16 protein-coding genes are annotated in these 13,408 nt (G+C 61.8%); all 16 read right to left on the bottom strand.

The genetic code is table 11. From position 1 onward, the window contains the following. Position 1 precedes the first annotated feature (1 nt). A complete protein-coding gene (locus tag AC0J1C_RS03040) occupies positions 2-787 on the bottom strand; it encodes a PulJ/GspJ family protein (protein ID WP_473045555.1) in 786 nt (261 codons plus the stop codon). Then, entirely contained in the window at positions 787-1,281 is a 495-nt protein-coding gene (locus tag AC0J1C_RS03035; protein ID WP_375193825.1) for a type IV pilus modification PilV family protein, read from the bottom strand. The genes AC0J1C_RS03040 and AC0J1C_RS03035 overlap by 1 nt, the downstream gene beginning before the upstream one ends. Next, positions 1,278-1,739 (bottom strand): prepilin-type N-terminal cleavage/methylation domain-containing protein, encoded by a 462-nt coding sequence (locus AC0J1C_RS03030; RefSeq protein ID WP_473045552.1) that lies wholly within the window; start codon positions 1,737-1,739, stop codon positions 1,278-1,280. Before AC0J1C_RS03030 ends, AC0J1C_RS03035 begins: the two co-directional genes overlap by 4 nt. Positions 1,740-1,809: 70 nt before the next feature. Beyond that, on the bottom strand, positions 1,810-2,304 hold the full coding sequence (locus AC0J1C_RS03025) for a type II secretion system protein (protein ID WP_473045549.1): 495 nt from the start codon (positions 2,302-2,304) through the stop codon (positions 1,810-1,812). Between the two features lie 41 nt (positions 2,305-2,345). Beyond that, complete coding sequence (locus AC0J1C_RS03020) at positions 2,346-2,858, bottom strand: type II secretion system protein (RefSeq protein WP_473045547.1); 513 nt, start codon at positions 2,856-2,858, stop codon at positions 2,346-2,348. Between the two features lie 61 nt (positions 2,859-2,919). Further along, entirely contained in the window at positions 2,920-3,501 is a 582-nt protein-coding gene (locus AC0J1C_RS03015; protein ID WP_375193821.1) for a hypothetical protein, read from the bottom strand. After that, positions 3,502-4,731 carry a type II secretion system F family protein gene (locus tag AC0J1C_RS03010; RefSeq protein ID WP_375193820.1) on the bottom strand — a complete coding sequence of 410 codons (1,230 nt, stop codon included), beginning with the start codon at positions 4,729-4,731 and terminating at the stop codon, positions 3,502-3,504. Further along, on the bottom strand, positions 4,731-6,500 hold the full coding sequence (locus tag AC0J1C_RS03005; RefSeq protein WP_473045545.1) for a GspE/PulE family protein: 1,770 nt from the start codon (positions 6,498-6,500) through the stop codon (positions 4,731-4,733). The genes AC0J1C_RS03010 and AC0J1C_RS03005 overlap by 1 nt, the downstream gene beginning before the upstream one ends. After that, on the bottom strand, positions 6,500-7,549 hold the full coding sequence (locus tag AC0J1C_RS03000; RefSeq protein ID WP_473045544.1) for a tetratricopeptide repeat protein: 1,050 nt from the start codon (positions 7,547-7,549) through the stop codon (positions 6,500-6,502). Before AC0J1C_RS03000 ends, AC0J1C_RS03005 begins: the two co-directional genes overlap by 1 nt. Next, positions 7,546-8,385: an ExeA family protein gene (locus AC0J1C_RS02995; protein ID WP_375193817.1), complete on the bottom strand. Its 840-nt coding sequence runs from the start codon at positions 8,383-8,385 to the stop codon at positions 7,546-7,548. Before AC0J1C_RS02995 ends, AC0J1C_RS03000 begins: the two co-directional genes overlap by 4 nt. A gap of 1 nt (position 8,386) precedes the next feature. Further along, positions 8,387-10,084: a pilus (MSHA type) biogenesis protein MshL gene (gene mshL, locus AC0J1C_RS02990; RefSeq protein ID WP_473045543.1), complete on the bottom strand. Its 1,698-nt coding sequence runs from the start codon at positions 10,082-10,084 to the stop codon at positions 8,387-8,389. 17 nt (positions 10,085-10,101) lie between these two features. Beyond that, positions 10,102-10,443, bottom strand: coding sequence for a hypothetical protein (locus tag AC0J1C_RS02985; protein ID WP_473045542.1), 342 nt, complete (start codon positions 10,441-10,443; stop codon positions 10,102-10,104). Positions 10,444-10,445: 2 nt separating this feature from the next. Continuing rightward, entirely contained in the window at positions 10,446-11,123 is a 678-nt protein-coding gene (gene gspM / locus AC0J1C_RS02980) for a type II secretion system protein GspM (protein WP_473045541.1), read from the bottom strand. After that, entirely contained in the window at positions 11,123-11,728 is a 606-nt protein-coding gene (locus AC0J1C_RS02975) for a PilN domain-containing protein (protein WP_473045540.1), read from the bottom strand. The genes gspM and AC0J1C_RS02975 overlap by 1 nt, the downstream gene beginning before the upstream one ends. Then, the gene (locus AC0J1C_RS02970; protein WP_375193812.1) at positions 11,725-12,651 is read right to left on the bottom strand and encodes a biogenesis protein MshI; all 927 of its coding nucleotides are present in this window, start codon (positions 12,649-12,651) and stop codon (positions 11,725-11,727) included. Before AC0J1C_RS02970 ends, AC0J1C_RS02975 begins: the two co-directional genes overlap by 4 nt. A 220-nt stretch (positions 12,652-12,871) precedes the next feature. Next, positions 12,872-13,393, bottom strand: a complete 522-nt coding sequence (gene ssb, locus AC0J1C_RS02965; RefSeq protein ID WP_473045538.1) for a single-stranded DNA-binding protein — start codon at positions 13,391-13,393, stop codon at positions 12,872-12,874. Positions 13,394-13,408 lie beyond the last annotated feature (15 nt).

Raw genomic sequence — 13,408 nt, 5'->3', positions numbered from 1 at the left:
TTCAGGGCACATTACGAACCTGAACCTCCTGAGTGATCGCTGTGGTTTCACCGGATTCCGGATCCGCAAGCTCGAAACTGAACGACACCACGGCACCCCGTTGGAGACTGGGCGGCGTTACTTCGAATTCCAAAGAACCCGGCACCAGATTGGCGGCCATGACTTCACGGCCCGGATAGCTCGACGGTAATCCCGAAGCAGGCGAGGCATTGATGCCATAGCCGCTGTAGCGATACAGGAACGCGCCCGCCTGGCAGACTGCCTCGGGCCCGGAGACCACGTAGAATCGGCGCTCCGGTGACTGCTGGGAGAATCGGTGGGTCGCTCCGCCGTCAAAGGTCACCGTTACCGGCGAGGGTCCGGCAGGTACCGTGGCCGGCGGCGAAATCGGCCCGGGATCCGTGGGGTTGTAGACATTCGAGCCGTAGCCGTAGATCACCACCCGCCCGGCTGCAGAACGCCCACCTGCCAGAGGCACCGCCTCAAAGGAATCCGGCGTAGGCCCGGACGGCCGGTTGAGGTAGTTTGATGCCGCCACAATGGGCATCCACTCCAGGCAGCTTCCACCGGAACCCGTGCGCAAGGAGGTGGGCAAGGCCGCCCGCACGGCCCTGCTGATCTGTTCACTGATGACAACGCCGGCCAGGGCCCGTTGCTGGCGGGCACCCACATCGATGGCGCCGCGGGTGGACAAGGTGACGAACTGCACGGAAATGGTCGCCACAATGGCCAGCAGAACGATGACCATCACCAGCTCCACCAGGGTAAAGCCGCCCGCCCGCTTCATCAGAAGTTGGCCCTGTAAGCGGAGAAGACAAAGGACTGATCACCCGGCGCCTGTATCGACAGTTCGATACGCTTGGCCTCGGAGGCCGGAAGGCCCACATCGCCCCCGGCGCAGGCGACGGTGACGGACACCGTGAAACCGTTATAGCCACTCAACGAGGCACCGGTGGCCGTGGCCGGCGGCCCGCTAAGATTATGGTAATCGTCCACATCATCAAACTCGCTTCGGGTGGACTCGTCGCTTTCAGCGCCAATGGTACAGGCACCGCTGTACCTGGGCACGCCGCCCTGAGGGGTCTGATCGTCGTACTTCTGGGTAATGATCTCATCCATGTACAGCTGGGCCAGCTTCACCGCCCGGGTCTGGTTGAGCGGATCGGCGCTTCGCCCGGCAATCAGTGAGAAAGCGCCCACCACACCGGCAATCGCGACGCTGATAATCACAATGGTGATCACCAGCTCCACCAGCGTAGCACCGCCCTGTGCCCGGCTCATGGCTGACAGCTCCCGGCGTACACGGCGCCCAGAGAGCTGAGGCAAGTGGTAAAGGTGCTGTCTCCGGTAAAGGTAAGCTGCAGGTTCGAACCGGATGCGGGCGCGCCTCTGGCATCGAAAGAAAGGGTTATAGGCAAACCGCCAGCTACCGAGAGACTGGTGCTCTCCCGGGCAATGGCAAAGGTTCGGGGATTGGCACTGCCGCCACCGACCACGAACCGGAACTCGTCTGAGCCCTGTTCAATGGTCAGGGTGTTGGCAGCATTACCCGCCAGCGCTGCCTGCTGTGCAAGCAGCGTGGCCGAGGCCAGTTGCTGGTTGGCCAGAAGTGGCGAGAAGGCCGATCGGCTGGCAAACAGGCCAATACCCAGGACGGAGAGCACTCCGATCAGGATAATGACCATCACCAGCTCGATCAGGGTGAACCCCGATTGGCCCGGGGCGATTGGCTTTTTCATGCCCCTCTCCCAACTAGCCAGCCATACGCAGGGCTAAGAGTACAGCCCACTCTTAACCTCTCGCACGGCATCAAGAGCCAGCAGCAGTTCCACCACAAGTCGAAGCGTCGCCCATAGTAGCCACTGCAGAGACGACTGGAGGAGTATTAGCTGCATTTGAGTCGGTGAAAGTAAAGCAAGGCTGATCAGCCGCCGCCGGATCAATGGTCACGATGTAAGGAGAGGCTGTGCCTACAATGGCAAAATCTTCCAACTGGGCTGCGTCCTCAAGAGAACTTCCAGCAAGATATCCATTGATGGTGTTCACCGTAGCCCCTTCGAGAGAAACCGTTCCGGTTGCTCCAGTTGCGTTAGTAGCCAAAGCGGTGGATCGTACGATACCCACCGCCGATTTCACACTACCTCTGGCACCCTCAATAGAGGCAGTCTCAGCTTGCCCACCCAAGTCCGCAAACCGCGGCAACGCAAACGCCGCCAGAATCCCCAGAATCACGATCACCATCACCAGTTCGATGAGGGTGAAACCTTTCTCTTTTTTCACTGCCATTGCTGTCATTGCGCTCATGGTGCTACTCCGTCGTTGTTGCCAATTGGCTTTCAGTTTTATCAGTTGATGTTGGTTATTATTTCACCGGTGTCGGCATCGTAGGTGATGTCAGAGCCCTGCCCGTCCGGTTGATAGGTAAAGACGCAATCCCCCGCATCAATCGAAATCAGGTACTCCGGCGTGCCCGAGGCCGCCACCGTGGGAGCGTTCGATTGCAACACGCCCAGCCAGACCTCCTGACACTTGGTAGCGGTCATGGTTGCCGAGGTGTCGTCGGAGGCAACCGACGTTGGCCACCCCTCGTCATTCACATCCACGTTGTCATTGCCAAAGCCAACGATGTTGGTCTGGGCGGTGGTGAATCCGTTGGATACCCACTGAGTTTTTGCCAGGGCCACGCCCGCGGCCAGCGCCCCGGCGGTCGCCCGGATGCTCGACTGGTGCGCCTGCTCCGACAACTGGGCAAACCGCGGCAGGGCGAAGGCGGCCAGGATCGCCAGTATGGCAATCACCACCACCAGTTCGATCAGCGTAAAGCCCCGCTGTTTCGTTCTTTTGCTCTCCCGCTTCATAGGTCGTCCTCGTTTCGGTTTTAGTCTTGGTTTTAGCCTTGATTTAAAGAGCTGCGATCATTCAATTCCGCGCATCCTGCGCCGTCACAGGCGCGCCCGCCAACGACACTGGGGCCAGTTTCAGCCCCGTCAGCCGTTCTTCCTGCTCCCGCACACCGTTCCCGTTACGGTCCGAAAATTCCGTTGTTACCTGCCAGGCCATCGGCTGCTGCGACCTGGCGTTGCGCCTATCTATGGTTATCGGCTGCCTCGGGTTGTAAATTAACCAGCCGTCCACCTGCGCGTCTGTTTCATTGTGTTGCCTGGTTTGAAAGCACCAGGTCCCCGGATCCGGGATGGGAGCCGAACAGTGCCCCCGGTAACGGCTCCATTGATGCTCAATGAGCTCGAACGGGTTGATGCCCTGATGCTCCGCCAGGTTGCCGTCACGGCCCAGCATCACCTCCGCACCCTTGATCACCAGGGCCGACCGAAGCTGCCCCAGCACCATGTTTGCCGCCCGCTCTTCCGCGTTGCGCGTCTCCCGCTCCAGCACCCCCAGCAGGAACCACCCGAGCGTGGCCAGTATCGCCAGCGCCACTGCCAGCCGGAACCAGCGAGACATCGCCCAACCGCTCGCATCGGACAGCTTCGCCAGGGCCATTCATCCCCGCCCCATGGCGGCCGCACCCAGATCCCAGATCGGAAGAAACACGCCCAGCGCCAGGATCAGCACCAGGATGCCCATGGCCACGATCAGTATCGGCTCAATGCTTTCCGCCAGCCGCTTGAGCCCGTAGTCCACATCTTCGTCGTAAAAGTCCGCCACGTTATTGAGCATGTCGTCCACCGAACCAGTCTCTTCACCCACGGCAATCATCTGCAGGATCAAGGGCGTGAACATCTCGCTGTTGCGGGCCGTTCGCAACAGGCTCTCGCCGCGTTCGATGCCCTGCCGCATTTCCTTGATATGCAGCGAAATCCAGGCATTGTCGGTGGCGTCCGCCACAACGGTCAGCGCCGTTGTCACCGGCATACCCGCAGACAACATGGTGGCAAAGTTGCGGGAAAACCGGCTGAGGGTAATCAGTTCCAGCAATGGGCCGATGATCGGAACCCGCAGTTTGTAGCGGTCCCAGGTTAACCGGCCCTGCTCGGTCTGCTTCCATTGGCGAACCAGCAACCCGCCAGCGGCCACCAAAAACAGCACAACGTACCAGTAGCCGAGCAGAAAATTCGAAGTGCCGACAAGCACCTGGGTCAGGAACGGCAGGTCCGCACCCAGTTTGTTGAACACCGCCGCGAACTTGGGAATCACCAGAAAGTTCACCACCATCAGTGCCGCCAACAGCGCAATCACCACGAACGTGGGATAACGCATGGCCTGCTTCAGGCGTCGCCGGGTGTCCCGCTCCAGCTCCAGGATCTCCGACAGCCGCTTGAAGGCATCATCCAGCATCCCGGTGTTCTCGCCCACGTGGATCATGGCAATGAACAGCTCCGAGAACACCCCGGGGTGAGCCTGCATGGCAGTGGCCATGGTGGTACCGCCCTCAAGCCGGGTGGTTACGTCTTCCAGCACCTCCGCCAGCACCGGCGACCGGGTAGTCTCGGCCAGCCCGCGCATGGTGCGAATCAACGGGATACCCGCCTTGGTAAGCGCGTGCATCTGCCGACAGAACACAATGAGCTCGTCCAGGGTGACCCGCTTGCGAAACACCGGCAGCCGGTTCAGTCGATCGAACAGTGAGTCCCGCTCCTCCACCTCGCGGATGGTCAACGGGGTAATGCCCCGGCGCATCAGCTCCGAGGCCGCCGCGTCCGCATTAGGAGCCCCCAGGGATCCTTGCTGGACCATGCCACGATTGTCCTTACCCCGGTAACTGAACTGCATCAGACGCCACCTCCAAGAGGTTCATCCGGCAGGGGAATCTCGGCTTCCGGTGCAAGCTCTCCCTCGGAGGTCGCCGCTACCCTGGCCACCTCGTCCAGCGTGGTCGTGCCCTGTAGCGCGAAATCCATGGCACACCGGCCCAGCGGCCTGTACAGCGGGCTCTTGCGGGCTTCGCTGGTAAACGCCGACACATCGCGACGCCTCAGAGCATCCAGCATGGCTTCGTTCATTTCCAGCAGCTCGTAGACACCGATCCGGCCCTTGTAGCCGGTATTGCTGCACTGGTAACAGCCGCGCCCGCGTACGAAGCCGGCCTCAAGGTCGAGAGGATCCAGATCGAAACTGCGTAGCCACACCAGCTCCTGCTCGCTTGGCGAATAGGACTCGGCGCAGTTCTCGCACACCCGCCTTACCAGCCGCTGGGCGACCACCCCCAGCAGGGAGCTAGCCACCAGAAACGGCTCCGCCCCCATATCAATGAGACGCATGGCGCTGCTGATGGAATCGTTGGTGTGCAGGGTGGACAGCACCAGATGGCCGGTCATGGCGGCACGCAGGCCGATTTCCACGGTTTCCCGATCCCGCATCTCACCCACCAGGATCACATCGGGGTCCTGGCGCAGCGCCGCCCGGAGCACGCCGGCAAATTCCAGCCCGATCTTCGGATTAACCTGAACCTGGGTGATGCGAGGCAGACGGTACTCCACCGGGTCTTCCGCGGTAATGATCTTCACCTCGGGACGATTAAGCTCTGTGAGCGCACCGTAGAGCGTCGTGGTTTTACCGCTGCCGGTGGGGCCGGTTACCAGAATCATGCCGTGGGGCTTCTTGATCATCCGCCGGAAGCGCTCCAGCAGCTCCACCGGCATGCCGGTACCGTCCAGATTCAACATCCCCTGGCTCTGGTCCAACAGACGCATCACCACCGATTCACCGTACTGCACCGGCATGGTGGACACCCGCACATCAATGCTTCGGCCCTTGACCCGCACATTAAAGCGACCGTCCTGGGGCATCCGCTTCTCGGAAATATTGAGACCCGCCATGAGCTTGAGGCGCAGGACCAGCGCAGCGTTGACCCGCTTCTCCTTCATCACCTGTTCCTGCAGCACGCCGTCCACCCGTTGCCGGATACGCACCACGGTTTCATCCGGCTCGATGTGAATATCCGAACTGCGGGCCTGTACGGCATCCTCGAACAGTGTCTGCAGCAGCTTGACTACCGGCGCCTCGGCACTTTCCGATTCTGCGGACAGATCGGCCAGGTCGAACGCATCGTCGCCCAGTTCGTCTTCCAGCTCTTCGGCCAGGGAGGCGATCTCGTCGGTGCGCCGATACACCAGGTCCAGGGTGTTCAGCAGCTCGCTCTCGCGAACCACCGCCTGCTTGATAGGCTGTTTGAGAATACGGACCAGCTCATCGTAGGCAAAGATGTCGAGCGGGTCGGCCATGCCCACCAGCAGTTCGCCCCCCTGCTCCGCCAGCACAATACTGCGGAAACGCCGGGCCATGGCTTCCGGCAGTTTTTTCACTAGCTCATTGTTGAACTGGTAGTGCCGCAACTGCACAAAGGGCACGTCGAGCTGACGAGAGAGAATGTTGAGCAGACTGTCCTCGTCCACATACCCCAGGTCGGTCAGGGTCTTGCCGAGCTTTCGACCGGTGCTCTTCTGCTCGCGAAGGGCCGTCATCAACTGTTGTTCGGTAATGACGTCGTTCTGAACCAGCAGGTCCCCTAACCGGACTTTCTTTTTCGGTTCTGTTGTCATCATCCCGCCTGCAAGCTTCTCAGTCGTTCACGAACGTAGTCCGCCAGCGAGGGCGACAGCCCTGGCAGCTGTGCCGCCTGGGTGTAGGCCCGTGCGGCGCTGTCAGGCTCGCCACCGGTTTCCAGCGCAATGCCCAGCCCCACCCACCAGGCCGCCCGGCTATCGTCTTCGACAATCAGCAGCGACCAGTGCCGGGCCGACTCGGCGCTCCGGCCGGCCTGCTGAAGCAGTGTGGCCAGTGTTACCCGATACCCGGCATTGTCTGCCACAGGCGGCACAGAGCTCTCCAGCGTGCTCAGGGCGCCTGCCAGATCGCCGGTGGCATGCAGGGCACGGGCCCTGAGCAGGCGCAAATCCGGCACCTCGGCGGTTACATCGGCTGGCAGCCAGGCCAGGGCATGCTCCGGCTTGCCCTCCACCAGCATCCGGCGCGCAAACACCTCGCGGCTAACAGGGGCGGACTGAGCCGCCACCAGTGCCTGTAAACGCTGTTCGGCTTTGGCAACCTCACCGTTTCCAAGAAGCGAGGCAAGTTCCTGACTGACCCGGCGATCCATCGCTTCCGGGGTTTCCCGAACCTGCTTGACCGCGGGCAGCTCTTCCTCTGGCGTCGAGGCCGATACTGGCTCCCCCGAAACTGGCGCCTCGCTTGCCTCGTGCTCGACAGTCGCAACCGGGGCGTCAACGGGCTGCTCCGCCTGCCGCTCAACGCTTGGCGTCGGCTCTGAAGCAGGCGCCTCGCTGATTCGTTCTGGCGCCATCACAACCGTCTCTGGTTGTGGTTGTGGCTGCGGCTGCGGCTGTGGCTCTTTTGCCTCCACCACGGGCGCATTCTCCGTGGCCTCGCCGGCATCGGCCTCAGAATGGTCGCGATTCAGGAACCAGATGGCCGGAACGGCGGCCAGACCGGCCACCAGCAGCAAAACAACGAACCACAGGGCCGAGCGTCCGGGTCGCTCACCGCGAACCTGGCCGGTGTAAGCAGTAGCGACTTCCGGTCGGTTCTGCCGTTGTTCGGCAGCCCTGAGCGCATCATTAAGCAGGCTCATAACCACCTCGCAATCAGACCTGGCAGCCGCACGCTTTCGGTATCTCGGATGGCCTGCAGGGCATGGGATTTCTGCACCAGCCGGTCACCGCGGCCCCAGGCCGCCAGCAGGGATTTGTGGGCGAGAATGTTTACCAGCCGGGGAATACCGCCAGACGCACGGGCAATCAGACGCAGAGCCCCGGGTGTGAAGAGGTCGGCGCCATTGTAGCCAGCCTGGGCCAAACGGTGTCGCAGGTACTGTGCCACCGACTGCCGATCAAGCGGCGCCAGCCGGTAATGGAAGGTAATCCGCTGGTTCAGCTGTCTGAGACTCGGTTTCTGCAGCAGCGCATCGAGTTCGGGCTGGCCGAACAACACCACCTGAAGCAGACGCATGCTCTCGGTCTCGAGGTTGGTGAGCAGCCGAAGTGCTTCAATAGTTTCCTCGGGCATGGCCTGGGCTTCGTCAATAACCAGCACCACCGGCCGGCGCTCCATGGCATGACCAATCAGGCTTTCATTGATGGCCTTCAACACCTGATGACTGTTGGCACAACCCGCCAGATCCACCCCAAGTTCTTCGGCAACAGCCTCGTAGAGAGTCTCTGGCGTCAGGCGGGGATTGGGAATGTAGGCAGTGTGCGCCTGCTGCTCCAGCTCATTGAGCAGCAGGCGGCACAGCAGGGTCTTGCCAGTGCCAACCTCACCGGAGATCTTGATGAAGCCCTCTCGCTGGCGCAACGCCACCAGCAATAGCTCTAGCGCATCACCATGACTGGGCGCCCGCAGAAAATAGCGGGTGTTGGGCGTCAATGCGAACGGTGCTTCCTGCAGTCCAAAGTGGGCTTCGTACATGCTATCGCGGCGCTTTCTCCGGCTCGGGGGTCACAGACCCTGACGATTGCAGCAGTTCTTTCAGAACGCTCATGCGCTCCCGGCTCGCAGAGATGTCGGCGTTCATTTCCGGCAGCCCCGCCACCACCGGCCGCAGCAGAATCACCAGCTCACTCTTGCGGGACTGGAAACGGCGCTGCTTGAACAGCTCGCCCACCAGCGGAATCTCGCTGAAGAAGGGCACGGCCGAATTCTGGTCTTCACTGGTGTTCTGGATCAGGCCACCAATCACCACGATCTGCCCGCTCTCGGCCCGGATCACGCTGTCGGTTTCGCGAACGGTGCTGCTTGCCAGGGGCAGGGTCACATCCCGCTCGCCAACGGTAATGACCTTCTCCTGATCGGTCACCTCACTGACCGCCGGGTGCACGTGCAGGGTGATCGAGCCGTCTTCGGCAATCTGGGGGGTGACATCCAGGGAGATCCCGGAAAAGAAGGGGGTGAGCTCCACCGAGGTGGACGTCCGGTCCGTGGCCGCCACGGCGGAATTGTTGTCGTCAAAATCAATGTCGGTGACGAAAAACTCATCGGTGCCCACCTTGATCACCGCTTTCTGGTTGTTCACGGTGGAAATGCGGGGGCTGGAGAGAATCTGCACATTGCCCTGCCGGCCCAGCAGTTCGATCAGCCCGGTAAAATCGCCGGCACGCACGCTGGCCGAAAACAGGCCGCCGATGTCGGAGGTCTGGATCACCTGTCCGGCGAGGGCCTGGGCGGTGAAGTCTTCGGGCAGGCCATCGGAGGCGGTGATGCTGGAGGCACTCTGGATGTCCGACCAGTTGATGCCCTGCTGGTAGCCTTCGTTAAGGGCGATCTCGAGGATTTTGGCCTCCAGGATCACCTGCCGCTGCATGATCAGCTCGGTTCGGCGCAGGTAATCCTCCACCAGTTCCAGGTCGTCGGAGCCCGCGCGAACCATGACCAGACCGGCGCCGGGATTGACGATCACCTGCTGGCCGTCGCCGCCCACAATCATGCTGAGGGCGGCCCGGATGTCCTGCCAGAAATCAGACTCGGTTTCGGTGGAAATGGCAGTGCCAATGAGGTTCCGGGTGTCGCCGGAGTCGTCGGCACTGGTGTTGGCGCCGGAATCACTGCTGCGGGCATTGGTGACCTGCCCGGAACTGACCCGGGTTTCGGAGCCGCCACGACGCTTGAAATGCAGGTAGTCGATGGCAAACAGGCGGGTCTGGATTTCGTTGGCCATTACCCGGAACAGACGACCGTTGCGACGAATATCCAGCCCATAGAGATCGGCGGCGATGTCCATAACCCCCGGCACCGTCACATCCCCCAGTCGCAGGTCCACGACAACGTCGACGTCCGGATGGACCACCACGTTGTAACGGGTACCCTCCACCAGCGACTGGAAGAAACTCGCAGCCGGCACCCCCTGGGCCCTCACGTCAAAGCGTTCATCCAGCGTGGCGGCTGTTGACAGCGGGGGCAGCAGCGCGGCACTGACATCCGGGGGCAAGGTGCTCTTCGCCGGCGCCTCCTGCTCTTGCTGGGCGGGCTGCCCGGCCTGGGCCAGGGTCTCTTCGATGGCCTGCGCCGAATCGGTGGAGGTGGCCGTAGCCGTGCGCATCAACGGGTTGTTGCTGCAGGCTGCAAGGCCCAGGGCCAGGGCCAACACGCCGAGGTGTCTGATTGTGGTCATGTCTATCCGTTTGTCAGTCATTGAGTTCCCCGAACCTGCGGAAGTCCATCCAGGTACAAGACCCGCTCGCGGCCACTGTCCGAGACCCGCACGTGATCGTGGTAGATCCGGATAACCCGTACGCCGTCAACCTTCTGGCCTTCCGTGAGGGCCTTGCCTTCAATCACGGCAACCCGTCGATCCTCGCTGTAGAGAATGGAATCCAGCACCAGGATCCGCTCTGGCTGCGGCGCTGAAACCACCTGACCGCCTCCAGGGGGGCGGGTCGGGTCCTGCAGCGCCACGGCAGGCGCGGACGCCAATGCCATCATTACCAGACCCAGCCAGCTTTGAACGGCGATACGCGCCCGACACTTCATACTCAAACCCCCAACCAGGCCTGTTCCAGGCTCAGCGTGCGCACACGAATGGTCGCCTCTCCGGCGGGCCAGTCGCCGGCATCGTAGTGCAGCCGGACCCAACCCAGGCGGTCGTCCAGCGCCTCCAGCCGCTCCAGGTAATTCATTACCTGCAGGTAACTGCCGCGTATCCGCAGCTCCACCTCATGGGCGTAGAGCAGAGGCTCGGCTTCCTGCTCGCCGTCGGTGGTTGCCGAGGGCGCATAGACAGGCGTGGGCTTTTGCAGTTCCAGGCCCTGCAACGCCAGCTCATCCTGGGCGGCAAGCATGGTCTGCAGGAGCGAGACCATGGCCCTGGGCGCAATCAACTCACCGGTGGTATCGGAAATCTGGCGATTGAGTGCCTCCAGTCTCTGTTGCCTGGCGCTGAGCTGGTTGCGCAGCGAGAGGGAGGGATCGGTGGCCAGTTGACGCTCCAGCGTCTGCTGCTGCGCCAGGAGGCCGTCGGCATCCGCTGACAGCGCCTGCAGGCGATTCTGGAGACGCTGGTGTTCCTGCTGCACCGGAACCACGGCAAGCTCCCAGCCCACGACAACCAGAACCACCAGAGCCGTAGCGAGCATCAGGGCCCGCTCTCTCACCGGACGCTGGTTGTATCGGTCGGCGAGACTCGCCAGCCTGTCAGAGAACGAATGGGCCATCAGTCCCCCTCCCCGGTTCGCTGGCTGGCGACGCGGAACTCAATCCAGGGCCCTTCATCCACACGGGAAAGCCGGAAGGCACCGAAGGTCTTTCCTGCGAACGCCGGTTCCTGCCCGAGTTTTTCTAGGTACAGGGGTACCAGTGCGCCGCTGCGACTACGTCCCTCCAGAATGACCTGATCGGCATCCGCGGCCAGGGTAACACCCGTGAGCCAGACGTCCTCGGGAATCTGGCGGGCGAGAGCGGCCATGCCTGGAGAAAAGCGGCGATCCTCGGAAAGCACCAGGCTCTCCACTTTCGCCAGTAATCGCTGACGGCGCGCCAGGGTCTCTGTCACATCTGCCAACTGCGCCTGCAGATCGGTATCCGGCTGGCGGCCCTGGACGGCGCCCTCAAGCCGGGCCACGGCCTGCTCCAGCTGACGGTTCTGCTGCTCAAGGCCCGCGACCCGCGCATCCAGATCCATGTTCTGGTATCGCACCAGTCCGGCAGCAAGAATAACCAGCAGCAACCCGGCTCCGACAATCGCCAGGGCGGTCCCGGCCTGCAGTTTCTGCCTGCGGGGCCGCAGCTCCTCGGTGTAGAGATTTACCCTCTGGATCATGCGCGCGCCTCCGCTGGCAACGCCAGGCCAGCACTCCAGGCCGGCAGGCAGCGACTGTCCAGAGCCTCATTCAGGCCCACCGATGGCCATTCCAGAGTTTCAACGCCGGCAGCCACGTAGGACGAGAGCATCGAGGCAAGCGGCAGGACGCTGTCCCTCGCGACCAGGCGAATCCGGGCCGGAGGCACCTGCCCCAATTGGCTTTCGTAGTAGTCCAGGGAGCGTTGCATTTCCAGGGCCAGAGACTGCACAGCGGATTCCTGACGCGCGGCATCCCGCAGATCGTCGGAGTTCACATCAAGGCGGCGGGAGAGATAGAGGGTGTTGTTCTTGCAAATCACCATCTGGCCATAGTTTTCACGAATATGGACCAGCGCGGCACTGCGACCGCTCTCATCCAGCCGGCACACCAGGTTGCGCAGGGCCAGTTCGGCGATATCAATCTGCACCAGCGACAGCCCGGAGGCCTGAACCAGAGATACCAGCTCGGACACCAGGGCTTTTCTGGCCGCTACCACGTTCACCAGTTCGCCGCGTCCTCGGGAGGCATCCATAGGAAAGGGGAAAACATCCGAGACGGCATCAGAAGGGCTGAAATCGAGAAAATCCTTGAGCTTCCATTTAAGGGCGTCACCCAGCTCGGACTCCTCGACGCCCTCGGGGCGTTCCATCTGGAACACCTGATACTGATCCAGCGGCAAAACCAGTGTCGCGGAAGCGCCGGCCCAGCCATACCGGGACACAAGGTCCTCGAGTGCGGCCAGACGCTTGGCGGGCAGGCACTCGACAAACCCGGCACCATCCGAACCACCGGAAACCGCCCAGGCGATGCCGTCCGGGCGAATTTCCAGGCAGACCTGCTGCCGCGCACGGCTCCGACGAAATATGCCAGCCAGTTTGTTGATCAGTGATGTGCTTGTCATGCAGTCCGCTAACCTGGATCCGAGCGCGTCTCGCCAGCCCTGTTATTATTCGCTGCCCAAAAAACAGCCGCTTTGTTTACAAACGATAACATGATCGTTGAGAAAGTGAACCTAACTCCCAGATTTGGCGGTTGATTTGACTTCTTTTTGCAAGCGTTTAACAAAAAAGCCCCCGCAATGCGGAGGCTCTCTCGTTGAGCTCGTTTCCCTCAGGCATTCCTTAGAAGGGAATGTCGTCATCAAAATCGTCAATCGGTTCCGGCATGCTGCCCTGGGACGGCTGATTGCTGTAGCCACCCGACTGGGGCGGATTGTTCTGCTGCCCTGCCGGCGCGTTGTACCCGGACTGCTGCGGCCGACCGGCCGGGGCGCCCTGGCTCATGCCACCCTCGCCACCACGGCTATCCAGCATCTGCATCTGGCCGTTGATGTCCACCACCACCTCGGTGGTGTAACGGTCCTGACCATCCTGGCCCTGCCACTTGCGCGTCTGCAGCTTGCCTTCAATGTAAACCTTGGAGCCCTTACGCAGATACTGGCCGGCCACCTCTGCCACCTTGCCGAACAGAACAACACGGTGCCATTCCGTTTTTGGAACCAGCTGCCCGGTCTGACGATCCTTGTAGCTCTCATCTGTGGCAAGGTTCAGGTTCACTACGGCATTGCCGTTAGGGGTGTAGCGCGTATCCGGGTCCTGGCCCAGATTGCCAATCAGAATTACCTTGTTTACGCCTCGTGCCATGCTCTGCTCCTGACT

This window comes from Marinobacter sp. E2 (genome assembly GCF_055755345.1).
Note: the sequence above shows the minus strand (reverse complement) of the source record. Positions and strands in the feature narration are given on the sequence as shown.